Source organism: Rhodopirellula sp. SH410, from assembly GCF_055811895.1.
Window position 1 is genome coordinate 608,714 of record NZ_CM147949.1, and the last position, 24,055, is coordinate 632,768.

Here is a 24,055-nt window from a genome sequence, read left to right on the forward strand (position 1 = left end):
TGATAGCGTTTGAGGCTGCTCGTTAGTGCGAGGGTCTTCAGTCGAATCGCCGGGCGGTCCCGGAACTCCTAGCGAACTTTCAGGTAGCTCGCCGCTGAAACGGCGGGCAGGAATTGTTATGTTACCATCCATATTAGGCCGCAAAGTGGGGATGACTCAAGTCTTCCTCGAGGACGGCACCGCTGTCCCGGTCACTGTTGTGCAGGCTGGGCCCTGCCACGTGCTGCAGGTTCGCAGTAAAGAGCGGGACGGCTATGAAGCGGTTCAGCTAGGGTTTGAGGACAAGCCCCGTCGACTGGCTGCTCGTAGTGAGCGTGGCCAAGTCGCTTCGATCGAGAGCAAGCGGTCGAAGGCTCGTGTTGCAGCTGGCGTTGAAGTTTCCGCTAAAGCTGATTGTGAACCACAGCGTTTTGTCCGTGAGTTCCGCGGTCCTGTCGATTCCGCCACTGTTGGCGACGCGTTGACAGTTGAGCAGTTTGCGGACGTTAAGGCCGTCGATGTTACCGGCACCAGTAAGGGTCGCGGTTTCTCGGGTGTCATGAAGCGGCACAATTTCGCCGGTCAACGGGCGACTCACGGTGTTAAGAAATGTCACCGTCACGCTGGTGGTACGGGCATGAGTGCTTCGCCTAGTCGTGTCTTTAAGGGCAAGAAGATGCCTGGCCAGTATGGCAACGCACGGATCACGACTCGCAATCTGCAAGTGGTGAGTGTCGATACGGAAAATAATCTGCTGCTCGTTCGTGGTGCAGTACCTGGCCCTAACGGCGGATTCGTTTCGATCCGTCAAACCAATAAAGTCTGAGGGCGAAAAAAATGGCAACCATTCCAGTTCTAGACGCGTCGGGCAAAGAAGTCGGCACGTACGAAATCGACACCACTCTGATCGCTGATCGCGTTAGTAAGCAGTTGCTGCACGACGTTGTGGTGATGTATCAGGCGAACAGTCGTCAAGGGTCGCATAATACTCGCACCCGCGGCCAGGTCAGTGGTACTAATAAGAAGATGTACCGCCAGAAAGGGACGGGCAATGCTCGTGCTGGTTCGAAGCGGACGAATGTTCGTCGTGGTGGTGGTGTTGCACGCACCGTTAAGCCGCGTGATTACAGCTACCGGCATCCCAAGAAGGCTGTCAAGTTGGCGACGCGAATGGCGATTCGTTCGCGGATTGATGATGGCGAAATCGTGTTGATCGACAGTTTTGGCATCGAGTCGCCGAAAACCAGCCAAATGGCAACTGTGCTTCGCAGTCTCGGGCTCGAGGGTGTGACGACTTTGGTCGCGACATCGGGCGACGATGCAGTGATTTACAAGAGCGGCCGTAATATCGAAGGTGTTCGTGTTGAGCCGGTTCGCCAGCTTAATGCTCTTTCGGTGCTGACGCCCAAGAAGGTTTTGTTCACAACCGCGGCTCTCGATAAAGTCAAGGACGGCACTTTTGCTGGTGTTGGCTCGAGCGATAATCAAACCGAGGAGGCCGTCGGCTAAGTTGGCGTGAGCGGGTTTCGTTCCGCACACCCAGTCAACTGTCGAAAGGAAAATCATGGCACATATTCAGCCCCCCAAACCCGTTGAGCGAACTGTCAAGCTCGAGCCGCATCAAGTTCTGTTGCGTCCGCTTGTGACAGAGAAGGGCGTTCACCGCGCCTCGCGAAATAATCAGTACGCGTTTCAGATTCATCGTGACGCAACCAAGATCGACGTGCGAGCTGCCGTCGAGACTTTGTTCGGTGTGAAGGTTACCGGCGTGCGAACGCAGACCCGCAAGGGCAAGTTCCGTCGCTTTCGTAATCGCATGGGTCGGACGAATGATTGGAAGAAGGCGATTGTGCAGTTGCACAGCGACGATCGTATCGACTTCTTTTAACGGTTGGCGGTGAGTGTTCGCTCTTTCGAGTGATCGCCCTGCTGCTGACAATAACCACATAAACTTACCGTACCCAATAAGCCAAACGCTAATCGCTAACTGCTAGAAGCTAAATTTCATGGGCATTCGAATATACAAACCGACGAGCGCAGGTCGACGTAATGCGTCGGTCAGTGACTTTAAGGATTTGACCAAGGGCTACTCGCCCGAGCGGTCGCTGTTGCGTCCTAAACGCAAGACGGGCGGTCGGAACAACCAGGGCAAGATCACGGCACGGCATCGTGGCGGTGGTCACAAGCAGATGTACCGGGTAATCGACTTCCGTCGCGTCAAAGATGGCGTGGTGGGTATGGTTGAATCCGTGCAGTATGACCCTAATCGCTCCGCTCGCATCGCATTGTTGAAGTACGCTGATGGCGAAAAGCTTTATGTCGTTGCTCCGCAAGGCATTAAGGCTGGTGATCGGCTCGAGAACGGTCCCGATGCGGCACCGACGCTCGGCAATTGTTTGCCGCTAAAGAACATTCCATTGGGCACCTCGGTGTGCTGTATTGAGATGCGAGCAGGTCGTGGTGCAGTGATGTGCCGTTCGGCTGGCACGCAAGCTACCCTGCAGGCACGGGAAGCAGATTGGGCTCAGTTATTGTTGCCCAGCGGCGAAGTGCGGCGGGTGCCAAGTGTCTGCCGTGCAACGGTTGGCCAGGTCGGCAATAACGACCACATGAAGGTTGTCATCGGTAAAGCAGGTCGTGCTCGTTGGATGGGGCGTCGGCCTCATGTTCGCGGTACTGCCATGAACCCGGTTGATCACCCGCACGGTGGTGGTGAAGGTCGTACCAAGGGTGGTCGTCATCCGGTCAGCCCGCAGGGCAAGAGCGCCAAGGGCGGAGCAACGCGTCAGAAGCGTAAGCCGAGCAACTCGTCGATCGTTCGTCGTCGTAAGAGTCGTCGATACGGTCAATTGAAACTTCACAAGTAGGCCGGCCAGCAAACGTCTGAGAATCAATCATGAGTCGAAGCAGTAAGAAGGGTCCCTTTGTTGACCCCAAGTTATTTTTCAAGGTCCAAAAGGCGGCTGAGACCGGTTCGAGTGAACCGATCAAAACGTGGTCACGTGCCTGCACTATTGTCCCCGAGTTTGTCAATGTGACATTCATGGTTCATAACGGGCGTCAGCACCTGAAGGTGTTGGTGACCGAGGATATGGTCGGTCACAAACTCGGTGAGTTCTCACCGACCCGGACTTTCCGGGGCCACGGCGGTAAAGGCAAGCGATAAGCTTAGGAGTTCGTAAACATGTCTCAGTTCAACGCACATCACAAGAATGCCCACATCAGCGCACAAAAAGTGCGTCTGGTGGCCAACATGGTTCGGGGGATGTTCGCCGACGAAGCGCTTGATACGCTTAAGTATCAGCCGCAACGCGGTGCACGGATGCTCGAAAAAGTGATCAAGAGTGCCGTCGGTAACGCTCAGGACCCCGACCAAAATAGTGGTAGTGGTTTCCGGATCGAAGAGTTGGTGGTCACAGACGTTCGCGTCGATGGCGGTCCAATGTTCAAGCGAATTCGTCCGCGAGCTCGCGGGATGGCATTCATGATTAAGAAGCGTTCTAGTCACATTCATGTCGGTTTGACACACATCGACGAAATTTAGAGAGTTCACCATGGGTCAAAAAGTCAATCCGATCGCTTTTCGTCTCGGCGTTACCCGCGGCTGGGCGAGTCGTTGGTACGCTTCCAAGCAGGACTATGCAGCCCTGTTGGTCGAGGACAAGAAGATTCGTGATTTCATCACGAAGCATCCCAAGAAGACACAATACAAAGCGGCGGGCATCGATCGCATCGAGATCGAGCGGACACGCGATGAAGTTCGCGTCATGCTGTTCGTCGCTCGTCCCGGTCTGATCATCGGCAAGAAGGGTCAGGAGATTGAAATTCTCCAGGCTGAATTGCAGAACCTGGTCGGTCGCCGGATCAATTTGAAAGTCGAAGAAGTCGGTCGGCCAGAGCTGCAGGCTCAATTGGTTGCCGAGGATATCGCTCAACAACTGGCGAAACGATCGAGTTTCCGCCGGACGATGAAACGCTCGTTAGAGCAGACGATGGATGCGGGTGCGAAAGGCATCAAGATCCAAATGGCGGGCCGGCTCGGCGGAGCAGAAATGGCTCGACGTGAGAAACAAAGCGCCGGATCGATTCCGCTGAGCACACTGCAAGCAAAGATCGATTACGGAGTCACTGAAGCGATGACGCCACAGGGGCACATCGGGATTCAGGTGTGGATTAATCAAGGTACTTACGGAGACGACAACGATGGCGTTGATGCCCAAACGGGTCAAGCATCGAAAAAGCCAAAGAGGTCGTATAAAAGGTAATGCGACTCGCGGCAATACGGTCGTTTTTGGCGATTACGGAATCCAGTCACTGGATGCCGGATGGATCAAAGCAACGACGATCGAAGCCGGCCGGATCGCAGCCCAGCAATACGTTCGCGGCGAAGGCAAGCTCTACATTCGCATCTTCCCAGATAAATCGGTAACCAGCACACCACTGGAAACTCGGATGGGTAAGGGCAAGGGGGAGCCTGACTTTTGGGCCGCTGTCGTCAAGCCAGGGACCATTTTATACGAACTCAGCGGTGTCACCGAGCAGCAAGCTAAGGTTTGTTTTGCACGGTTGGCTAGCAAGATGCCAGTGAAGGTTCGCTTTGTCGCTCGACGTACTGTCTGAGTGATCATTTCGATCCGAAACCGAATTGACTATATATCATTCCCCTTTCGTTTGTTGAACGATGACATCATTGACTGAACTTCACGAAATGAGCGATGAGCAGCTCGAAGCGACTGCGAAAGAAGCGGCGGAAATTCTGTTTCGGCTGCGATTTCAATCGCAGTCCGAGCGGCTCAATACGCCCAGTGAAATCCGCAAGAATCGTCGGCTGATCGCTCGGATCAAAACGATTCAAACCCAGCGAACGACAGCGTCGCAGTCCGCATAAGTGTGGGCGTGCGTCGCCACCGAATAACCACCGAGGCCCTCGCGGCCTCGCCAGTACACCCCTTCCAATTGAATTGTCCGAAACGTCATGCCTAAACGCGTGTTAGCCGGAGTCGTCACCAGCGACAAGATGAATAAGACGCGTCGCGTCGAAATCAATCGTGTGGTCCAACATCCGAAGTACAAGAAATACCTACGCAGTCGAACTGTTTGTCACGTCCATGACGAAGACAACGAGTCGGGTGTTGGGGATCGCGTGGAGATCATCGAGTCCGAGCCATTGAGCAAGCTGAAACGCTGGCGGCTTGTGCGAGTGCTCGAAAAGAGCACGGCAGTCGACGTCGTGGCTCTTCGTGCGGCGCGTAAAGAAGCGATCAATGCTGCGGAAAGTGAAACGATCGAAGCCGCACATGCGGGCGAAGCTCCCTCAGGCGATGCTTCGTAATTCAGAGAAGCGTCGGTAACCATCTATTTGTCGTTGAAGTAAATTAAATGATCCAACAAGAAACTCGGCTTGACGTCGCGGACAACACCGGTGCTCGTCAGGTGATGTGCATCAAGGTGCTCGGCGGAAGTCGTCGGCGGTTCGCAACGGTCGGTGACGTGATCGTTTGCAGCGTCAAGAGCGTGATTCCCGGTAGTGAAGTGAAAAAGAAGGCGGTTGTGCGTGCGGTCATCGTGCGTACCAAGACGCCAACTCGCCGGGCCGACGGAAGCTACATCCGGTTCGATTCCAACGCCGTCGTGTTGGTTGACAAGGATCGCAATCCTCGTGGTACGCGAATTTTCGGTGCTGTCGCAAGAGAGCTTCGTGAGCACAAGTTCACAAAAATTGTGAGCTTGGCCAACGAAGTCGTCTGAGCGAGATTTCAACCGAGACCAAAACACAGCTAGTCGCAAATTGCTAGAAGCAAACAAAATGAATTTCCGAATTAATGACGAAGTGATCGTGATTTCCGGTGCCAATAAAGGGCACAAGGGGAAAATCATCAAGATCGATCGTGATGCCAAAAAGGTGATCGTCGAAGGTGCCGCCAAGGTTTGGAAGCACGTTCGTCAAAGCCAAAAGAACCCTCAGGGCGGTCGTCTCAGCAAAGAGATGCCGATCTGTGCCAGCAACGTGATGATCGTGGACCCGACCTCTGGTAGCCCCAGTCGAATCGGTTTGCGATATCTCGAAGACGGCAGTAAAGAACGTTTCGCCAAAAAGAGTGGTGCGAGTTTGGGCCAGGTTTCACCCGCCAAATCAAGCCGAGCAGCGAAGTAAAGTTCCAGGTTGCCGTATCTTCCGGCAGCGACATTCAATTTTAATTCCCAACGTTTCATCACATCGGCGCGAACGCCTCCATGTCCACTACCAAACCACGATTGCAAGCTCGCTACGAGGAATCCATTCGGGAGTCCTTGAAAGAGCAGTTCGGTTTCGCCAACGTTCACCAGATCCCCCGGCTTGAGAAAATCACGCTGAACATGGGTGTGGGTGCCGCTGTTGCGGACAAGAAGGTTCTTGACATGGCATACGAGTCGATGACTCAGATCGCCGGTCAAAAGCCCGTTCTGACGCTCGCTCGCAAGTCGATCGCCACGTTCCGACTGCGGGAAGGCATGCCGATCGGCTGCATGGTGACGATCCGTCGCCAACGTATGTATGAGTTCCTCGATCGTCTGATCTCCGTGGTTTTGCCACGGGTCCGTGACTTTCGCGGAATCAATCGCAACGCATTTGACGGGCGCGGTAACTACACGCTGGGCCTGAATGAGCAACTCGTGTTTCCCGAGCTGAATCCAGACAAATTTGTGCGGCAGCAGGGCATGAACATCAGTATCATTACCTCGGGTCGAACCAATGACGAAGGCCGAGCGTTGCTCGAGCACTTTGGAATGCCGTTCAAACAGCCCAAAGAAAAAACCGGCGCTGCTTAAAACGCAGAGTCAGTGATTCGTTCACTTTAACCAACATCACCGTTACGTTTCCCAAATGGGCTTTGCCGCCCGCTCCGTTCACCGCAGGTCCTTTCGTGGCAAGCAAATCCAAAATCGCCAAGGCGGCTCGCACGCCAAAGTTTTCCTCACGGAAAGAAAACCGCTGCAACTATTGTGGTCGTCCGCGGTCGGTCTATCGCAAATTCGGTTTGTGCCGGATTTGTTTTCGCCTGAATGCGAACATCGGGTTGATCCCCGGCGTGCGTAAGGCCAGTTGGTGAGTTTGGAAACAATACAAGGGAACCCACAGCTATGATGACCGACCCAATTGCCGATATGCTCACACGAATCCGTAACGCGGTGCGTGTTGAACGGCCCTATGTTGACATTCCTGCCAGTCGCGTGAAACGCGGTTTGGCCGACGTCCTGAAGCGAGAAGGCTTCATCTGGGACTGGAAAGAGGAAGACACCGAGCCATGTAAGACGCTGCGTTTGGAGCTTAAATACGGCCCCAACGGCGAACGCGTGATTCAAACGATCAAGCGACTCAGTAAGCCTGGACGTCGGATGTACTCACGCAGTAAAGAACTGCGTCCGGTACTCGGCGGTCTCGGAATTCGCATTATCAGCACCAGCAAGGGTGTTGTCAGTGACCGGGAAGCTCGCCGCGAGAAAATCGGTGGCGAAGTTCTCTGTGAAGTGTCCTGAGACCCTTGCGTTTTAGTTTTTCACACCTCGGTCGATTCGAGGTGATCCTCCCACATTCCCAGTTTGTTCAAGCGAATCAGCCATGAGCCGCATCGGTAAAAAGCCCATCGCGATCCCTGCCGGCGTGACGGTTGCGGTCAATGACCGCACGCTCAACGTCGAAGGCCCCAAAGGTAAGTTGACGTTCACGCACCGCCCCGAAGTTTCCGTGAGCGTCGATGGCGATGGCAACGAGGTGACGGTCACACGTGCGGATGACACTCGTCCCTCTCGAGAATTCCATGGCTTGACACGCGCACTTTTGGCCAACATGGTCACCGGTGTGATGGAGGGTTATGAGAAGAAGCTGGAGATTGTCGGCGTCGGTTACCTGGCCGCGATTAACGGCGACGTGTTGCAGCTCCGGGTCGGCTTCGCGAACGAACTTCATCGCAAAATTCCGGCTGATTTAACGGTCACCTGCCCCGATCAAACACACGTGGTCGTTCAAGGCTGTGACAAGCAACGGGTGGGGCAGTTCGCTGCTGAAATTCGCTCGCTGCGTAAGCCCGAACCGTACAAGGGCAAGGGCGTTCGCTACCAAGGCGAATACGTCAAGATCAAGCCCGGCAAGTCCGCTACCAAATAATCACAATCATCGGTGCATCGTCATGGATAAAAACAAGAAGATTCAGTCGAGGCGACTTCGCCGTCGCCATCACGTTCGTAACAAATTGCGTGGTGATGCTAGTCAACCAAGACTGTGCATTCACCGTTCGCTCAAGCACTTCGCTTGCCAGGTCGTCGACGACGAGCAGGGCACAACGATTGTGAGTGCGAGCACGCGTGATAAGAGCATCCGCGACCAAGTGAAGGCGGGTGGCAACTGTGACGCGGCGGCAATGGTTGGTAAACTCGTGGCAGAGCGAGCCGCCGAAGCGGGTGTTAAAACCGCTCAGCTCGATCGCGGCCACAATAAATATCATGGTCGTGTGAAGGCATTCGCCGAAGCCGCTCGTGAAGCCGGTCTTCAGTTCTAAGTTTACCAACGCCATTCCCACTCAAAAATAGCAGTCGGCCAAATGCCGCCTTCTGCAACCCTTTCAGCAGATTATTTGCCACAATGAGTAACTCACGCAGCAATAGCCGACGCAGCAAAAAAGAAGAACCTGCTTTGGAAAGCGGTCTGGTCGACCGGATTGTGAAGATTAAACGCTGTGCCGCGGTCGTCAAAGGCGGTCGCCGGTTTAGTTTTGCCGCCATGGTCGTCGTCGGCGATACCAACGGTCGTGTGGGTTGGGGATACGGCAAAGCCAATGAAGTGCCACCGAGCGTTCAGAAGGCGACCAAGCAAGCTTCGCGAAGCATGATCGAAGTACCGCTCGTCAACGGCAGCATCCCGCACCAGGTGTGGGGCCATTTCGGTGCCGCTAAGGTGCTTCTGATCCCCGCGGGTGCTGGTACGGGTATTATCGCCGGCCAAGCCGTGCGGGCCGTTTGCGAAGCGAGCGGTATTCACGATATTCTCACCAAGTCTTACGGTACCAATAACCCGGTGACGCTGGTCAAGGCAACACTCGACGCGATGAGTAAGTTGCGGACACGCGAACAAATCGCTGCTCTTCGTGGATTGACTCCCGAAGAACTCATCGAGGCCTAGGCCGCTGTACGCCGTGAGCCGACGGCGCTTGTCGCGGGTTCGCTCGCGGGTTGGATCGGTTCGAAGCTCATTTTTATCAGAAGGATGTTGAGCGAGAGATTGTCTCATCCCTCAGTCCTCCCAACTCACTATCGTTACTATGCAACTCAACGACATCCATCGCGGAATCACGAAGCACCGCAATCGAAAACGTATCGGCCGTGGCCCTGGTAGCGGCACCGGCAAGACTTCTGGTCGGGGGCACAAGGGACACAAGAGCCGCAGCGGTTACAGCCGCAAGCCTAACTTCCAGGGCGGTGCGATGCCGATGTTCCGCCGCATCCCGAAACGTGGTTTCAATAACAAGTGGTCCGTTACCGTGTTCGCGGTCAACGTCGCTCGGTTGAATGAAATCTTCAACGATGGCGATACGGTCACCCTCGAAGCGATGTCTGAAAAGAATGTTGCCAAGGGTACCTTTGACGAGGTCAAGATCCTCGGCGATGGCGAAATCACCAAGAAGCTCACCGTTCGTGCACACCGGTTCAGCAAGACCGCTGAGGACAAGATCACCGCGGCGGGTGGGACGATCGATAAGATCCCAGCCAAGCGCACCCCGGATGAACGTGTTGCAGACTTGAAGAAGGCAAACGCCTAATTCGTAGCGACTGGAGCGAATGTTTCCATCCAAGTGAGCCGCCTGCCCGTAGGTATCGGGCAGCGGTGCCAGTCTCCGGGCTTGCACGCTCAGGCTCACGAGATGATCAGACAGGCCTGGATGTTGACGCGTCGGGGCCTAGTTGATTTTCTGGCAACGAAGATCGTTGGTTCTGGAAACCGCTCTCGTGTTGATCGCTGTCGATCGCTAGACTCCTCGGCGTACTACGCCTCACTTCCCCCTCCAACGCTCGACGACGGACGGATCGATGTTCGAAAAGCTCCGAATCATTTTCTCGATACCCGAACTCCGCAAGAAGATCTTGCTGACGATCGGGCTACTTGCTGTTTATCGCATTGGGTTTCACATCCCGTTGCCGATGATCGCAACGAACCTCGAGGATGCCGCCGGTGGCGGTGCTGCCGATTTCCTGCAAAAGGTCAGCGTTTTTGCTGCCAGTGACCTGCGACAGGCGACCATCTTTGGTCTCGGCATCATGCCCTATATCTCCGCGTCGATCATCTTCCAGTTGTTGGGTAGCGTCTATAAGCCGCTCGAAGACCTGAAGAAGGAAGGCGAGGCAGGACGCAAGAAACTCAACGAGTATACGCGTTACCTGACCGTCCTGATCTGCCTTGTGCAGAGCTATATGTATCTGAAGTTCATGCTGATGGCGGGTGCCGATGGGACCAGCAATATCAATCCGAGCTTCATGAACGCTGACCAGCAACTCTATTTTGGCTGGCAGATTGTCGCTGTCCTCACGATGACGACGGGAACCGTGTTCCTGATGTGGTTGGGTGAGCAGATCGACGAGTACGGTATCGGCAATGGGATCAGCCTTCTGATCATGGCAGGCATCTTGGCTCAGATGCCCAAGGCGCTCTTTGAGTTGGTCTCGGGGATGAAACCCCAGTTGACTGGCCTGTCGAAGGGTGATGTCGGGATCGAGACGCTCATTATTCTGGTCGTGCTATTCGTTGTCGTGGTCTTTGGTGTTGTTTTCATCACGTTGGGTCAGCGGAAGATACCCACGCAGTCTGCGAAGTTCACACGAGGCCGGCGGGTTTACGGTGGTACACGTCAATTCCTGCCACTGCGGATCAACCAAGCCGGCGTGATGCCGATCATTTTCGCCAGCAGTTTGCTGATGATCCCCGGCGTGTTCTTTAGTTTCCTGGCGGGCCGCTTCGATTCCTCAGGAACCTTGTTCCGAGCTTTGAATACCGTCAGTCTGACTCTGAGTGACCAAACGTCTTACTTCTTTAACCTGCTCTACGTCGCGCTTATTTTCTTCTTCTGCTACTTCTGGACGGCGATTACGTTCAACCCGAAGGAAATGAGTGATAACCTGAAAGAGAGTGGCACGTTCATTCCAGGCTATCGTCCGGGCCGCCGCACAACGGATTACTTGGAAAAGGTTATGGTGCGTATCACCTACGTAGGTGCCGCGTTCCTCGGTCTGATCGCGATCGTTCCGACGATTGTTTACGGATCGCTCGGTGTGCCTTACTCGATCGCAGGCTTCTACGGCGGGACGGGGCTGTTGATCGCGGTCAGTGTCGCGTTCGATTTGGTCCAGAAAATTGACAGTCACTTGGTGATGCGTAACTATCGCGGTCTGCTCGAAGGGGCTGGCGGCGGTACGGCACCGGTTGTCTAGAGCTCCCAGTGGGGACGACTCAGTTGTGAGAATTATTTTCATCGGTGCGCCCGGATCTGGTAAGGGCACTCAGTGTGAGCGATTGAGTGTTCACCTCGGAGTTCCGCACATCAGTACCGGTGAGATGCTTCGCTCGCTTGACCGCGAGGCGGGGCGAGACATTCACTCACGCATCGATCGCGGGCACTTCGCTCCCGATGAGTTCATCATGACGATGATCGCCGAGCGACTCGGCGCGGAGGATTGTCGCCGCGGTTACTTGCTCGATGGATTTCCCCGGACGCTGGTGCAGGCGCAGGCGTTTGATGCGGTGTTGCGTGAGCGTTCGCAGCAGCTTGATCACGTGTTTCATCTAGTGGTCGAGGTCTCTGAATTGATGCAACGACTCTCTCAGCGGTCCCAAAGTGGCCAGCGTAGCGATGATTCTCCGGAATTCATCCGCGAACGGTTTGAGATTTACGAGGAGCGAACTGCCCCGCTTCTGGTCCACTACGAACGCCAGAACCTCGTCCGTGCGGTCGATGGGATGCAGAGTGCGGACGGCGTCTTCGACGCGATCTGCCAGCTGAGTTGAATTCCACGAGCTCGGTTAATCTGGATTCGTAGCTTGGGACCATTGTCCCGAGCGAGAAGTCCATCTAACTCAGAGACCTCCAGCGACACGCCGGCTTCGCAACGCGATCCGGCGGAAGCCTACTTCGCTGCGAGTCGCTACGGCAAATGTCGCTACGGTCGCAAAACGGGTGGAATCCACGTTCTGGCGAACATTGCGATCTGGGTTACTCATTTGTGATCGCTACCGATGTCCCCTCACACAAAACGTACGCTTCGGTCGGATGAGCGAGGAAGAGCTCGTTTTTGCTGGTTGATATCAAATCAGCCGTGCTGACTTCCCATCGCTCACAATTGCTTGTGGTCCTGCTATTTGAAAGTAGAGTCGCGATGGGGCTGTGGATTGAATGCGCCGAGTCGCGTAATCGGCCGGGTGGCGCGAGTTTCCCGTTGCCTGTTGGCATTGGGCTCACGATTGCCGGTCGAACTTCGACAGACTCAGCAGCCCGCCAATGCAGATTGGGTTGCATCGGCCGGCGTGTGGAGTTGGCGTGGACATGAACTCTATCGCTGAGAAACGGTTTGGCTCAGGAGTTGCGTAGTCACCTCTTCGCATACGCAAAGCTCGTATGCGTAAGATCGACTTTACCTCTTCAGAAAAGGGAATCAACAATGGCCAACACAACCCACCGACCCGCCTGGCAAACCGACGACGAATTGAGTACCTGGGAACGCGTCAAGAAGGCGTTTGCTAATGACTGGGAGCAAACGAAAGCCGATTTTGGCTCGGATGAGGCCCGGGACATGGATCAAGATGTTGACGATACCGTCAAGCAGATGGTTGGTAGCGACGACGCGTTCGAGAATCGCGAACAAGCGTTCCGGTTTGGGTATGCCGCTCAGCGACAGTACCGGTCGGACTACCCCGCCTGGGACAAAGACCTGGACGAGAAGTTGCAAGCGGATTATTCAGGGGATTACGCCCGTGACCGTCGCTACATCCGACATGCCTATGAATACCAGCACACGAGTTGAAATTCGCTCGGTTGAAAGTGTGATAGCACTCCCAGGTTGGAGCCTGGGATGTGGATTGTCGGGGAGGTGCCCGTCGGAAGTCGCCATCGATGGCTTCGAGATGTTCACCGCTCCGGTGCTGTTAGCGATTCGATAATCCCTGAGTCAGGTAGCCACGATGCAGAGCGAATGGATATTTGCTGATTCCCGCGACATGGCCATGGTACTGCTATCAGCAGTGGTGACCTATGTGGCAATTTTGGTGTTCACGCGGCTTGCGGGGCTACGAAGTTTTTCGAAGATGTCAGCAGCTGACTTCGCGATGACGGTCGCTGTGGGTTCATTGTTTGCATCCACGATTTCTTCCCCGAGCCCAGCGTTGACCCTTGGGTTATTTTCGCTCGCGTGTCTCTACCTCGGGCAATGGCTGCTGGCCTTTTTGCGGCGACGCGTGTCTTGGTTCAGTCGAGTTGTGGACAACGAACCCATGCTGTTGATGGCTGGCGGTGAATTCATCGACGAGAACCTACGTCAAGCGAACGTTACTCGCTCAGATGTATTTGCGAAATTACGAGAGGCGAACGCTCTCAACTATGATCAGGTGCTCGCGGTGATTTTCGAAACAACCGGGGACATTTCGGTTTTGCATTCGGCAGACGCGAGCGTGAAGATTGAGTCTGACTTCATGCAGGATGTGGTGGGTGCAGAGCTACTTTCGAGCTGAAAGGGTGACTCAATCGGCGCGCGCGTGTACGGGGGCGGACCCGTTCACGATGCACTCCTTGGTGATCTCTCGTCGCGCCGCCGGTGATGTCCCGTTCCAGGTCCCCGGAGCCCCTGTGATCGGCAGCGGCGTTCCTGCCTGAGAGCGAGTTCGAAGGGGCCGTTTTGTAAATGCAACCCTCCGGCCTTGAAGGCGTTCTCCTGGGGGGCGTTCGCGAGCGTTAAGATAGGGGGATTTTGATGACGGCATGGGGGATGCCGGTTTTTTCGGTTTCTTCATTAGAATCGGTTATCGCGGCTGGCGACCTGCGCCGATAAATGGAGTAACGCTACTTTCATCACGCGCAAGACCCTGATACCCGGAACCCAGCCATGCGGATTGACACACATCGCTTCGGCACGCTCGAACTGAACGCCGATCAACTGTTCGTCTTCCCGCAGGGCCTGGTCGGAATGGAATCGCTGCACCAGTGGGCGATGATCCCCGATCCTGACAACGAATCAGTGGCCTGGTTGCAGTCCGCAGCGCGAGGGGACCGGGCATTAGCCGTGGTCAGCCCGCGGGCGTTTTTTCCCGACTACCGCGTCCACGTTGGTCGTCGCGATTTAGCGGGTCTGCATCTCGGTAGCGGTGCAGAGGTCTACGTGATGACGACCGTTGCCGGTCACGTCGGGAAATTGACGACGAACTTACGTGCTCCGCTGCTAATTAATTTGGACCGGCGGCTGGGATGTCAGGTTATCACCAATGACGACCGGCCTCTGCGTCAACCGCTACCCACGTTGCTCAAGACGAGTGTGGCGCCTTTACCGGTTTCGCAGGTCCGCGCCGCGTAAGCGAACGGTTTGTTATTGGCGGTTAGCGGTTCGCTCGGCGATTGTCAGAGCGACGACATCACCGGGAATGAGGAGCGCTCACGCACCTCATCATGCTCGTCATTTGTGCGGAGAATGAACCCTTTCATGCCAACGGGTGTCGTATTCTTGCGTAGCGGCATCGCGAGCCGCTAACACCTAGTATCGGCATGACCGGTAAGTGCGGACCTTCTGGGCAGATCGTGGACAAAAGGGAGTGTGGGAGACGATCAATCTTTTAACGAGGCGGAGGCAATCAGTTTTGCCGCCACTTTAGACCTCGTTGGATTGTTGCAATGGAATGCAGATCACGGCAAGGATTGCCGAACCGAACGCATCAAGATTCCAAACAATTTGGTCCCATAGATTCTCCCCCTAGAATAGCAAACCGAGGACATCATGCTCGTCCTTTCCAGACACCGCGACGAAAGCATCATGATTGGTGATGACGTGGTTGTGACCATCGTTGACATTCGAGGCGACAAAGTTCGTCTCGGCATTGAGGCGCCGCAGGCGATCCCGGTGCACCGTCAGGAGGTCTACGATGCCATCCAACGTGAAAATCGCCGCGCTTCGCAGACCGGAGCGGGTGCTACGAAGGACGTCCGTCCCCCGAAATCTTGAGTCACGGCTCGGCCAGTTTCGCGCCGCCGCGGGCGCTGCGAAACCGATCGGCCGGCGATGGCAGTTACGTGTCATCGCGTAAATTCGGTCGCGGCATCCGCCCATAGGCGTGAGCGAGCAATTTCAATGGATGCACGGCGGAGTAATCGCCCCCGTGCTCCATCTGTAATTTGCATGCGCTACATTCGGTCGCCGGTGCCGCATCCACGGCCTTGCGAACGGCAGAAATCATGGGCCATCCAATTCGCAAACTGTTGCGAAGATTCTTTCGATGCAGCCCCCACGTGCCGGCCATCCCGCTGCAACCCTTGCCGACCACATCGACTTCGATGCCGGGGATCAAACGCATCAAGCTCGCCGCGGTCGGTTCCCGATCGAGTACCCGGCTGTGACAGGGTTGGTGGTAGACGATCCGGTGATCAATCGGCGCGAATTCGAGCTCCAGACGATCCTCTTGGTGCAGCGACCACAGGTACTGACAGGCTTCGTAGGAATGGCGGGCAACCAGGTGTGCGTCTTCGCTATCGAGCAGATTGGGGTACTCGTGCTGCAGGCATAATGCGGCCGCCGGTTCACTCGCCAGTACGGTGTAGCCTTGCCGAACAGCGTCCGCGAGCACGCGAACGTTCCGCCTGGCGACCCGGCGAGCACCTTTGAGATCGCCCGCCGTGATTCGTCCCATGCCGCTAAGTCCTTGACCGACAGGCACATAAAACCCGATGCGGTTGTGCTGCAGTATCTCGGCCAGCGCCCGTCCGATTTCCGGATCATGATAGTTGGCGTAGTGATCGACAAAGTAGACGACCTTCAAACCACCGTGCGGTGACGCCTTGTGCCAGCGGCGACGGATCGCGTAGCGGAGGAATGTCTCATTCACCAAAGGCGGGATGTGGCGGGCCGCCGACAAACCAAACAGGCTTTCGCCGAGCCATCGCATCGAGCGTCGACGCAGCAGGAAATTGGACAACCAAGCCACTCGCGACGCGGCGGCCGCCACCAAATCGATGCGGCTGATTAACCAATCCGACAACGCCAATCCGTTCGTGGCCACATACTGCGCTTTGATCTCGCCGACAATCTTGGGAATGTTTACCGACGCCGGGCAATCGATGCGGCAGGAGTGGCAATTGAAGCATAGGTCCGCGACCGCTTTGGCACGTTCGCCGGTCAACTCGTCCACGCCCAGTTCGCCACTGAGCACCCCTCGTAATAGATTCGCTTTGGCGCGAGGCGATGCCTCCTCGATCGAGGTGACACGAAACATGGGGCATTGGCGCTCGTCGGCGCTGTTCGAGCGACACCGCCCGCATCCGTTGCAGGCTCGAGTGGTCGTCGCAATCGGGGCGCTGCCCGACCATTGTTGCAATACTTCGAGCTGCGGCGGCGGCTCGTGGGGCATCAGCGACGTGACTAGCTTCGACGCCGCCGACTCCACCAACTTCGCTTCCGCAGGTGACGCGGGTTTGGATGATTCGTCATCCGCAGCGATGCCTCGCTCAGCGGCCGAGTTGTCGTTGGCTTGAGAGCTGCGGGAATGCTCGAGCATCGCCAGAGCGATCTTTTCGTCCGGTGCGATCGCCGGCAGTCCGTCATCGGATCGGCGTTGTGGCAGGACGCTACGCCCCGATGCCACAATCTCGATCGTGTGATTGAATGGGCGGAGGTTCTCGTCAGGTTTCTGCAAAACGGCACCGAATAATTTGCCGCCGTTGAGACGATGTTGGGGGTCGAAGAGTCGCTTCACCTGGCCCATCGCTGGCCATAAATCGCCAAGCTGGGTCGGCATCAGGTACGAGCGGCTGAGCCCAGCGGCATGTTCGGCGCCGATCTGGCCACCTTGTCGCCAAACGACTTCCGCGATCGCTTCGCTGAGCGGGTGCACTCGCTCCCGATCCTTCGGATTGGCCAGGTCCAGCATCGGCCGGATATGCAGTTGACCATGCCCCGCGTGGGCAAAGACCGTCGCGGTCGCTTGGTGCCGCTTGAGCACGTCTTGCACGGCAAACAACATTTGGGGAAGTTGCTCCGGAGGCGCATAGATGTCTTCGACAAACGGCAGCGGCATGGCGCGCCCGCGGACGCGGTATTGGCGTTGAATCACGCGCCGAAACAGCACCCAAAACAGATCGCGTTGGTCATTCTGTACGGTGTCTTGGGATGTGAAGGCGGCATCGGGACCGCTGGCCAGCGTTTTCCGCAGGATACCCAAGCGGTGATAGAGATCGCCGAGCGATTCCCCTTGAATTTCCACCAGCATGCCCGCTTCGGCTTCCCGCGGTACCAGGTCAGCAAAGCGTTTTTCACCCTCCCGAGCGATCTGCAGCAACCGGCGGTCCATCACGTCACAGGCGATCGGGCCGTGGTCGAGCGCCATCACCGCGGCCCGCATCGCCGAATCGAGGCGGCGAAAGAACAACAGCACGACGCCGCGATGAGCAGGGATCAACTCAGTGCGGAGCGTGGCGTCGACCATCACTGCCAGCGTGCCCTGGGTGCCCGCGTAGAATTTCGCCAAATCGACGACACCAGACGGGTCAACGACATCGTCGATTCGATACCCATTGCTCGCCGGTGAACGAAACGGGTGGGATTGCAGCTGCGTGCGAAACTGATTCTGGATCTCACACAGGCCCCGCGCAACGCGATTGGGGAACCCCACCCCACCCTCATCGCCCGCGACGCTCGGTGACGGCAGGTAATCGTCGGGCGCGTGCTGGGCCAGTTCCACCAATTCGCCTTGGGCGTTGATCACACGCACGGATTCGATCGTGTCGCGTGCCGAGCCACTACGCAGGAAATGGCTGCCCGATGCGTTCGTCGCGATCACGCCGCCCATGGTGTTGATTGCGCGGGTCGCGGGGTCGGGGCCGTACCAACGTCCCGCGTGGGCGAGCAGCCGATTGACGCTGGCCAGCGTCGCACCGCTTTGGACCGTGATCCGGGTAGCGTCTTCTTGTAATGAAACACGCCGCAGGTGGCATGACATGTCCAGGACAATGCCTGGGCCGAGCGATTCACCCGCCACACCGCTGCCGCTGCCGCGGGGGTGAATGGTCAAACCGTGGTCACGGGCGTAAATCACCGTTGCCGAAATATCTGCCGCTGATCGCGGTCGGACGACACCCATCGGCCGGATCTGATAAATGCTCGCGTCCGAAGCGTATAGCTGGAGCGACACGTCATCGCACAAAACCTCCCCATCGACTAAGCCGCGGAGGTCGTCGTGCAATCGTTGGCGGTCGAGATCAGTGCGCATCAACGCCATTACGACTCAGACCGGTAGGGTTCGTCAAGACCCAGCACACTACCGTGGGTCCGCTGACTAGCGATCGAGTACCAGATCGAGCAAACTGTTGAGCCCTGTCTTGTTGTCTTTTCCGATCACCAAACGGTCCCCAGGCCGCAGTGCGTAGTCCGATTCTGGACGCACTTGCTCGGCATCATGAGGTGAGAACAAGACGTCCATGCGGACACCGTCCAAACTGGTTGGCGAAGGGCGATACAAGGCCGCTTGGGCTTTGCCGAGCTTCCGTAACACGCCGGTTTGTTGCAGCAACGTGCTGACGTAGACGCTCGGCGGCGCAGAGCCACCCGTGCTGGCATCGCAACCGGGCCCCGCGGCCCCGGCCGGCGGCAAGGGCAGCACGCGAATGGGAACGTCATCGCCGAGAATTTGCAGCACGATGGAATTGTTCGCCTTGGCATTCCGCACGCTCTCGTAGGCCTCCTGCGTGAACGTCGTCGATGGCAGGATGGTGTCCGCGCCCACGGGAACGTAGTTTTTCTGCTCTTGGGACGAATTCGGCAACGCGCCAGGCATCATGCCAGGCAGGCTCGAAAATCGTAACGGCGAACCCGAAAATACCGAACATCCTGACGCCATGATCGGTGCCAGACCCAACGTGATCCACAGTACTCGCCAGGTCCAGTTGATTGCGAGACTCGGGCGAGACGAAATTCCGCATGCATCGGGAGTATTGTCAGGTTGCATGGATCTATACTTTGCGAACGTGGGGGAATGGGGGGAGATGCCGGTTGCCACGGTCGGGAGGATTAGGCAGACTTTGACACCAGTTATTGCATCGACGCGGCGACTGCATTTTCTTGAAGAATTTTGTCGATTTCCCTCATCTTGCTACTGCTGCGATCACTCGGGTTGTCCCCCACGACGTCGGCGCACCTCAAAAACCCCCTCAGCCCACGCCATTGCGGGTTGCCTTGCATCGTCCGGATTGGTAGAAGCGTGTTCATGTCCATTCCAAATAGCGTTCGTACCCCAGTCGCCAAACACGAGAACCGCAAACGCGGTGTGATTGGTGTCATCTTTCGCGATGATCGTTTGCTCATCATCCGCCGCTCACTGACCGTTAACGCCCCCGGGAAACTCTGTTTGCCCGGTGGCGGCATTGAGCTGGGCGAGAGCGAAGAGGAAGCACTTGTCCGCGAAATGCAGGAAGAAATTGCGGTCGATGTTGAACCGGTGCGACTCTGTCACCGCAGTGTCACGCCCTGGGGGACCCGTTTAGCGTGGTGGATTTCGGACATCCGTGGCGATGTCGAACCCGTCGCCAACCCCGAGGAAGTCGCTGAAATCCACTGGATGACGCCGCGTGACATCGCTGCGGCAAGAAATGTTCTGCCGAGTTTGCCCGAATTTATCGCCCAATGGCGAGCTGGGCAGATTGACCTGCCGTGGAATGCACCGAGCGAATAACCCACCTTGCCTCAGAAACCGTTTCTGCTACGCTAGGAGACCCCGGATGGCGCGGAAATCGTTGTTTCTACGCCATCCAGATTTTACAGCTTTCGAAATTTCCAGCAGAATCGACGAGGAGAATGAACTAGGTGGGTACTAAGAGAACAGGCAAAGGCCGACGCAAGGTAGGAAGAAAAAAACGACGAATGCGAGCAAAGATTCGTCACCGCAAGAAATAAATTCGGGACGGCCATTCTTCGGATCGGTTGTTCATTGTCCATGAGTCAATGCTTTCGAGTGCCCACGCGATGCCCGGTCCTTCGATTCAACAACTGCTAGGATTACCATCCGACGTCTCCCAGCCCAATGCGTATCAAGTATTTGGGTTGGCGTTGGGTGAAGTGGATCAAGAGGTTGTCAACGCAGCCATCGAGCGGCGGATCAAGACGATCAAGCAAGCCAAATCGGCGACCGAGCCGGACGTTTGGATGCAAGCGGTGCGGGCCGTCCAGGCCGCCCAAAAAGTGCTGGTCGATCCTGAGCAAAAAGCCGCTCTGGACGCCAAATACGGTATTCTCAACGAGCCAGCCCCTGCTCCCACCACGCCCACAGCTGCCGTGGACCCACTTGCGGCACTCTTGCCGGGCGCTCACTCCGCTCCCGGAGCCACCCTGCCCACTCCATCGGAGCCAGCGCAATCGCCGCAGCTCACAGGGCATCCACAAGTGACGGGGCATCCACAGGTCACGGGGCATCCACAGACGCCGGCCCCACAACCTGCGGCCGCCCCCCAAGGCTTGCGGGTCACCGATCAACGGCGGGCACGCCGGCAGCGTGGTTCGGGCGGGGTGATCTTTGGGGCGATGGTGATGACGACCCTGGGGCTCATGGTGGCAGGACTCGCCTATCTGTATTTCAATGGCAGTAGCGTCCAGGTCGTCAAGGGCGGCAGTGGGTTTCAGGTCAATCCCGGATCGACGGCTGCTCAGCCCGGTGGATCCCGAATTGCGGCTTCTCAAGCAGCACCTTCGAACCCCAGCGGTGATGGTATTTTGAATCCACCGCCTCCGACGCGCCTCCGCCCCACCCAGCCAGCACGTGTGCCTGACAACACCACGCAAACCGACCGCGACAATCCACCGGCGATGAACCCCCCGATGCCGATGCAGGACACGCCCGCAATGAATGCGGAAATGGCGAGTATCGAAGAGGCACCCGTACCTCCCACCCCTCCCACGCCCCCGGTATCGACTCAGCCGGGGCCCGAGCAAGTCGCTGCCGGAGATGCGGCGATCACCGCGGCGCGCGATGCGATCACGGGCGCGGACTGGGGAAAGATGAAATCGCTCGCCGAAACCGCTGGAAAGCAAGCGGTTTCAGCCGAACAGAAGCAGACCGCCCAAACACTCTACGAATTCGCTGATCTAGCGACCCACTATCGCTCAGCGGTCCAAAAGGCGATGGCCGAGCTCGTCGCGGGGAACGAGTTTAAACTCACCGACTCGATGACATTTTTGGTTCAAGACTCCAGCGCTCAAGAGATCACGTTATACCGTAACAAGCGAGCGTATTCCTACACGCTCGACGACCTGCCCTTGAGTGTCGCCGATGCCTTGGCCCCCTTTGGCATGAACGTCACCACGCCAGAAGGCCAGGCAGCCCAAGCGGTGTACCAAGTGATCTCGCCGAAAACGACGCTCGGACATCGCACCCAATCGATCGAGATCTTGCGTGGCCTCTCATCCGTGCCGGGGGCTGACCCTCAAAAACTCGCCGACTTCATCGCCTCGCTGGGGGCTCCGTGAGCACGGCAGGGATGGCCCTCACGGAATTGCTTCGCGTGCGCTTGTTGCTTTCGCGGTCCAGGCTTGAGCCTGGTGGTGTTCGCTTTGTTCAAGCCACCGGCTACTCTCTGCGATCCTTCCAGGGTCCACGAATTCGGGTGATCTCTCGGCTAAGGAACGAGCGGGAAATTACTGTCTGAAGTTGTGGTCGAACGCTCCGCGGTCGACTATTTCGACCGCGGAGCGTTCGGCCACTTATTTTCCGCTCGTTCCTAACTCAGATATAGAACATGGGTTGGTCGCTTTCCTGCACGCTGCGGATCACGTCGCCGAGACGGACGTGGCTGAGCTGGATGCGGGACTGTTCATCGGCGGCACGCCAGTGTTTCTTCAGGGCCGCTTGGGCTGACGGTTCATCGTCTTGGGCGGGCGAGATCGAATCGTGGCATCCGATCGTTTCGGCAATGTCCAGCAGCGTGATCGCATCGGGTTGGACCGTTAGGAGGTAGCCGCCCTGGCTGCCACGCATTGCCTTGACCCATCCCGCCGATTTCAACGTTCGCAAAATCTGTGCAAGGTACGGGCCTGGGATCTCATTGCGTCGAATGATCTCACCCGAACGCACCGGTGCCCCATCAACACCGTGAATCGCTAAATCCATCATCGCCAAACAGGCGTAATGCACCGCTGCGTTGACTACCATGACTCGCCAGCGATCAGTTCGTGCAGGTGGATGAACGATTTGCCGAGCCGGCCGCCATAGTTACCCGCGCTGATGCGTTTCAGTCCCGGGACTTCTGCTGCGGCGAGGATTGCTGCACGGGTTGCCGTTTTTAGGCATTCCAAATCCGAACCGTTGAGAATGATCTCCATGATGCAGTGGACGCCCTCGGGGACCTTGGATTTCTCGCCGAGCTTCTCTTTGAGGGTGGGGCAATACTCTGCATACGTCGACGCGATGGTGAAATCGTAGCTGCTGCCCGCCTTCGAACCACTCGCGGCGACACCGCCCGGGAACGTCGTAATGCAACCCGGAACCGATTCGCTCGCGACCGCCGCTCGTTCGGCGGCATCGATCGCGGTGTCTTCGTCACCGGCGTAGAACCACAGGTTTCCGCCCATCACGCCGTCGGCGTATCCGAATCGTCGCGACAGGAAGAACTCGCCGCCGAGAATCGGGATCACCCATCCTTTTTCACCGTATCGCTCGTCACGAAACTGATGCCGATCGCCAAAGAATGCGATCTTGCGACCGAGTTTGAAATAGTCTTCGCTGTCGATGCGATTGAAACAGCGAGCGGTCGGGCAGGTGAGCACATTTTGGCTAATCCGTGCCAGCATCACGCGTTCGAGATGTTCGCGGCGATCCTTGCGAAACCGCGGCACGTGAAATTGCACGACCGCGCCAATCCGTCCATCGGGCGTTTGACTCGGATCGACAATCTCAGCCACTCCCGCTTCGCAATCACACAGAATCGTGCTGCTGGCGTGACCCGTCGCTGCCGCGGTGGCGCGGTCGAGCCAGCGGCGATCGCGCGCCGTGATCAGGACTTCTCCATAGATGCTGCGGAAACCCTCGGCGTAGGTGTCTTCAACGAGTTCGTTCAGCGGCAGGCGTTCGGGCGTTGAATTCATGATTGCGGCCGCCCTTTGCCAGGGTACACGTCGACTTCTGTGACGACTTTGTCCATGTAAATGTCGTGTGATTGCATGGGGATTTCGTCGAAGATCTGGCATTCAAAGGCGAGTGAAACCAGCGGCGTGTCGGGGCGTGCGTTCTCGAGTAGTTTGTCGTAGTAACCTTTCCCGTGCCCCGTGCGACCACCCTGTTTATCGAACGCAACGCCCGGCACCAGGATTAAATCGAGCCGTTCGACGGGCACTCGTTTGGCCTCGACCTCACGCAGTTCCTCTCGTGGCTCGAGGATGCCGTACATGCCTTCGGCGAGTTCGTCCATCGATTCGAGATGAAACAGTTCCAGCTCACCATCGACGCAGAACGGAATGATGATCTCTTTGTCGCTGGCGACGGCCGCGGGCAGAGCCTGGCGCGTGCGAGCCTCGGCGCGTACATCGACGTACCACATCACGCAATTTGCTTGTTGATACTCCGGCAGCCCCATGACGGTATCGGTGATGCGTTGGCTGACGCTGTCTTTGTCGGGTTGAGCTTTCCGGGCCGCGTGAGCCGCCGTGCGGATTTCTTGCTTGCGGCGTCCGAGTTCATCTTGATCGAGCGTAGTCATGAAGGTGGGATCGTTGGCAGTCGGAAAGAGAGAAATTAAGCACCGTTGCGTAAGTTTTTCGCAAAAACGACAGGTGCGCGGGCGTCCCGCCCGCTGGTTTTGAGGGATGCCGACGGGACGCCTGC

Annotated in this window: 32 protein-coding genes; 27 read left to right on the plus strand and 5 right to left on the minus strand. The window is 56.9% G+C overall.

Features of this window, described 5'->3' with window-relative positions; translation table 11 throughout:
* Positions 1-151 precede the first annotated feature (151 nt).
* The 25 genes from rplC (at position 152) to csrA (ending at position 15,204) form a co-directional block, all read left to right on the plus strand.
* A complete protein-coding gene (rplC, locus tag SH410x_RS02485; protein ID WP_473677231.1) occupies positions 152-805 on the plus strand; it encodes a 50S ribosomal protein L3 in 654 nt (217 codons plus the stop codon).
* An 11-nt stretch (positions 806-816) separates the two neighbouring features.
* Positions 817-1,488: a 50S ribosomal protein L4 gene (gene rplD / locus SH410x_RS02490; protein WP_473674293.1), complete on the plus strand. Its 672-nt coding sequence runs from the start codon at positions 817-819 to the stop codon at positions 1,486-1,488.
* A 55-nt stretch (positions 1,489-1,543) separates the two neighbouring features.
* Entirely contained in the window at positions 1,544-1,867 is a 324-nt protein-coding gene (rplW, locus tag SH410x_RS02495) for a 50S ribosomal protein L23 (protein WP_473674295.1), read from the plus strand.
* A 118-nt stretch (positions 1,868-1,985) separates the two neighbouring features.
* Positions 1,986-2,846: a 50S ribosomal protein L2 gene (rplB, locus tag SH410x_RS02500; RefSeq protein ID WP_473674297.1), complete on the plus strand. Its 861-nt coding sequence runs from the start codon at positions 1,986-1,988 to the stop codon at positions 2,844-2,846.
* Between the two features lie 29 nt (positions 2,847-2,875).
* Positions 2,876-3,145, plus strand: coding sequence for a 30S ribosomal protein S19 (gene rpsS / locus SH410x_RS02505; RefSeq protein WP_146389987.1), 270 nt, complete (start codon positions 2,876-2,878; stop codon positions 3,143-3,145).
* A gap of 18 nt (positions 3,146-3,163) precedes the next feature.
* Positions 3,164-3,523, plus strand: a complete 360-nt coding sequence (rplV, locus tag SH410x_RS02510) for a 50S ribosomal protein L22 (RefSeq protein WP_473674300.1) — start codon at positions 3,164-3,166, stop codon at positions 3,521-3,523.
* 10 nt (positions 3,524-3,533) lie between these two features.
* Positions 3,534-4,244: a 30S ribosomal protein S3 gene (rpsC, locus tag SH410x_RS02515; RefSeq protein WP_473674302.1), complete on the plus strand. Its 711-nt coding sequence runs from the start codon at positions 3,534-3,536 to the stop codon at positions 4,242-4,244.
* The gene (rplP, locus tag SH410x_RS02520; protein WP_473674304.1) at positions 4,183-4,599 is read left to right on the plus strand and encodes a 50S ribosomal protein L16; all 417 of its coding nucleotides are present in this window, start codon (positions 4,183-4,185) and stop codon (positions 4,597-4,599) included. The genes rpsC and rplP overlap by 62 nt, the downstream gene beginning before the upstream one ends.
* Positions 4,600-4,660: 61 nt before the next feature.
* A complete protein-coding gene (gene rpmC / locus SH410x_RS02525; protein WP_473674306.1) occupies positions 4,661-4,867 on the plus strand; it encodes a 50S ribosomal protein L29 in 207 nt (68 codons plus the stop codon).
* 87 nt (positions 4,868-4,954) lie between these two features.
* Positions 4,955-5,311, plus strand: coding sequence for a 30S ribosomal protein S17 (gene rpsQ, locus SH410x_RS02530; protein ID WP_473674308.1), 357 nt, complete (start codon positions 4,955-4,957; stop codon positions 5,309-5,311).
* Positions 5,312-5,358: 47 nt separating this feature from the next.
* Positions 5,359-5,727, plus strand: a complete 369-nt coding sequence (gene rplN, locus SH410x_RS02535; RefSeq protein WP_146408432.1) for a 50S ribosomal protein L14 — start codon at positions 5,359-5,361, stop codon at positions 5,725-5,727.
* A gap of 58 nt (positions 5,728-5,785) precedes the next feature.
* Positions 5,786-6,133: a 50S ribosomal protein L24 gene (gene rplX / locus SH410x_RS02540; protein WP_473674310.1), complete on the plus strand. Its 348-nt coding sequence runs from the start codon at positions 5,786-5,788 to the stop codon at positions 6,131-6,133.
* A gap of 80 nt (positions 6,134-6,213) precedes the next feature.
* On the plus strand, positions 6,214-6,789 hold the full coding sequence (rplE, locus tag SH410x_RS02545) for a 50S ribosomal protein L5 (protein WP_473674312.1): 576 nt from the start codon (positions 6,214-6,216) through the stop codon (positions 6,787-6,789).
* Positions 6,790-6,884: 95 nt separating this feature from the next.
* On the plus strand, positions 6,885-7,070 hold the full coding sequence (locus SH410x_RS02550) for a type Z 30S ribosomal protein S14 (RefSeq protein ID WP_146389996.1): 186 nt from the start codon (positions 6,885-6,887) through the stop codon (positions 7,068-7,070).
* A 31-nt stretch (positions 7,071-7,101) separates the two neighbouring features.
* Entirely contained in the window at positions 7,102-7,497 is a 396-nt protein-coding gene (gene rpsH, locus SH410x_RS02555) for a 30S ribosomal protein S8 (protein ID WP_146408429.1), read from the plus strand.
* An 82-nt stretch (positions 7,498-7,579) separates the two neighbouring features.
* Entirely contained in the window at positions 7,580-8,125 is a 546-nt protein-coding gene (rplF, locus tag SH410x_RS02560) for a 50S ribosomal protein L6 (RefSeq protein WP_473674315.1), read from the plus strand.
* 22 nt (positions 8,126-8,147) lie between these two features.
* Positions 8,148-8,516 carry a 50S ribosomal protein L18 gene (rplR, locus tag SH410x_RS02565; RefSeq protein WP_473674317.1) on the plus strand — a complete coding sequence of 123 codons (369 nt, stop codon included), beginning with the start codon at positions 8,148-8,150 and terminating at the stop codon, positions 8,514-8,516.
* An 83-nt stretch (positions 8,517-8,599) separates the two neighbouring features.
* Positions 8,600-9,136: a 30S ribosomal protein S5 gene (rpsE, locus tag SH410x_RS02570; protein WP_473674319.1), complete on the plus strand. Its 537-nt coding sequence runs from the start codon at positions 8,600-8,602 to the stop codon at positions 9,134-9,136.
* Between the two features lie 139 nt (positions 9,137-9,275).
* Positions 9,276-9,773, plus strand: coding sequence for a 50S ribosomal protein L15 (rplO, locus tag SH410x_RS02575; protein WP_473674321.1), 498 nt, complete (start codon positions 9,276-9,278; stop codon positions 9,771-9,773).
* Positions 9,774-10,041: 268 nt separating this feature from the next.
* The gene (secY, locus tag SH410x_RS02580; RefSeq protein ID WP_473674323.1) at positions 10,042-11,436 is read left to right on the plus strand and encodes a preprotein translocase subunit SecY; all 1,395 of its coding nucleotides are present in this window, start codon (positions 10,042-10,044) and stop codon (positions 11,434-11,436) included.
* A 25-nt stretch (positions 11,437-11,461) separates the two neighbouring features.
* Positions 11,462-12,010, plus strand: coding sequence for an adenylate kinase (locus SH410x_RS02585; protein ID WP_473674324.1), 549 nt, complete (start codon positions 11,462-11,464; stop codon positions 12,008-12,010).
* Positions 12,011-12,660: 650 nt separating this feature from the next.
* The gene (locus tag SH410x_RS02590; RefSeq protein ID WP_473674326.1) at positions 12,661-13,023 is read left to right on the plus strand and encodes a hypothetical protein; all 363 of its coding nucleotides are present in this window, start codon (positions 12,661-12,663) and stop codon (positions 13,021-13,023) included.
* Between the two features lie 157 nt (positions 13,024-13,180).
* Complete coding sequence (locus tag SH410x_RS02595; protein WP_473674327.1) at positions 13,181-13,726, plus strand: DUF421 domain-containing protein; 546 nt, start codon at positions 13,181-13,183, stop codon at positions 13,724-13,726.
* Positions 13,727-14,097: 371 nt separating this feature from the next.
* Positions 14,098-14,562: a flagellar assembly protein FliW gene (gene fliW, locus SH410x_RS02600; protein WP_473674329.1), complete on the plus strand. Its 465-nt coding sequence runs from the start codon at positions 14,098-14,100 to the stop codon at positions 14,560-14,562.
* Between the two features lie 417 nt (positions 14,563-14,979).
* Positions 14,980-15,204: a carbon storage regulator CsrA gene (csrA, locus tag SH410x_RS02605; RefSeq protein ID WP_146392584.1), complete on the plus strand. Its 225-nt coding sequence runs from the start codon at positions 14,980-14,982 to the stop codon at positions 15,202-15,204.
* A gap of 64 nt (positions 15,205-15,268) precedes the next feature.
* Here csrA and SH410x_RS02610 read toward each other — a convergent pair whose 3' ends face one another.
* Complete coding sequence (locus SH410x_RS02610) at positions 15,269-18,460, minus strand: FAD-binding and (Fe-S)-binding domain-containing protein (protein WP_473674331.1); 3,192 nt, start codon at positions 18,458-18,460, stop codon at positions 15,269-15,271.
* A 66-nt stretch (positions 18,461-18,526) separates the two neighbouring features.
* Positions 18,527-19,195: a hypothetical protein gene (locus SH410x_RS02615; RefSeq protein WP_473674332.1), complete on the minus strand. Its 669-nt coding sequence runs from the start codon at positions 19,193-19,195 to the stop codon at positions 18,527-18,529.
* A 258-nt stretch (positions 19,196-19,453) separates the two neighbouring features.
* On the opposite strand from SH410x_RS02615, the gene SH410x_RS02620 reads away from it, so the two are divergent.
* On the plus strand, positions 19,454-19,918 hold the full coding sequence (locus SH410x_RS02620; protein ID WP_473674334.1) for an NUDIX hydrolase: 465 nt from the start codon (positions 19,454-19,456) through the stop codon (positions 19,916-19,918).
* A 269-nt stretch (positions 19,919-20,187) separates the two neighbouring features.
* Positions 20,188-21,705: a hypothetical protein gene (locus SH410x_RS02625; RefSeq protein ID WP_473674336.1), complete on the plus strand. Its 1,518-nt coding sequence runs from the start codon at positions 20,188-20,190 to the stop codon at positions 21,703-21,705.
* A gap of 256 nt (positions 21,706-21,961) precedes the next feature.
* On the opposite strand, the gene SH410x_RS02630 is transcribed toward SH410x_RS02625, so the two are convergent.
* The 3 genes from SH410x_RS02630 to SH410x_RS02640 are packed head-to-tail and all read right to left on the minus strand — an operon-like array spanning position 21,962 to position 23,930.
* Positions 21,962-22,387 carry an RrF2 family transcriptional regulator gene (locus SH410x_RS02630; protein WP_473674338.1) on the minus strand — a complete coding sequence of 142 codons (426 nt, stop codon included), beginning with the start codon at positions 22,385-22,387 and terminating at the stop codon, positions 21,962-21,964.
* Positions 22,381-23,319, minus strand: coding sequence for a formylmethanofuran--tetrahydromethanopterin N-formyltransferase (gene fhcD / locus SH410x_RS02635; RefSeq protein ID WP_473674340.1), 939 nt, complete (start codon positions 23,317-23,319; stop codon positions 22,381-22,383). Before fhcD ends, SH410x_RS02630 begins: the two co-directional genes overlap by 7 nt.
* A complete protein-coding gene (locus SH410x_RS02640; RefSeq protein ID WP_473674342.1) occupies positions 23,316-23,930 on the minus strand; it encodes a 5-formyltetrahydrofolate cyclo-ligase in 615 nt (204 codons plus the stop codon). The genes fhcD and SH410x_RS02640 overlap by 4 nt, the downstream gene beginning before the upstream one ends.
* Positions 23,931-24,055: the final 125 nt, after the last annotated feature.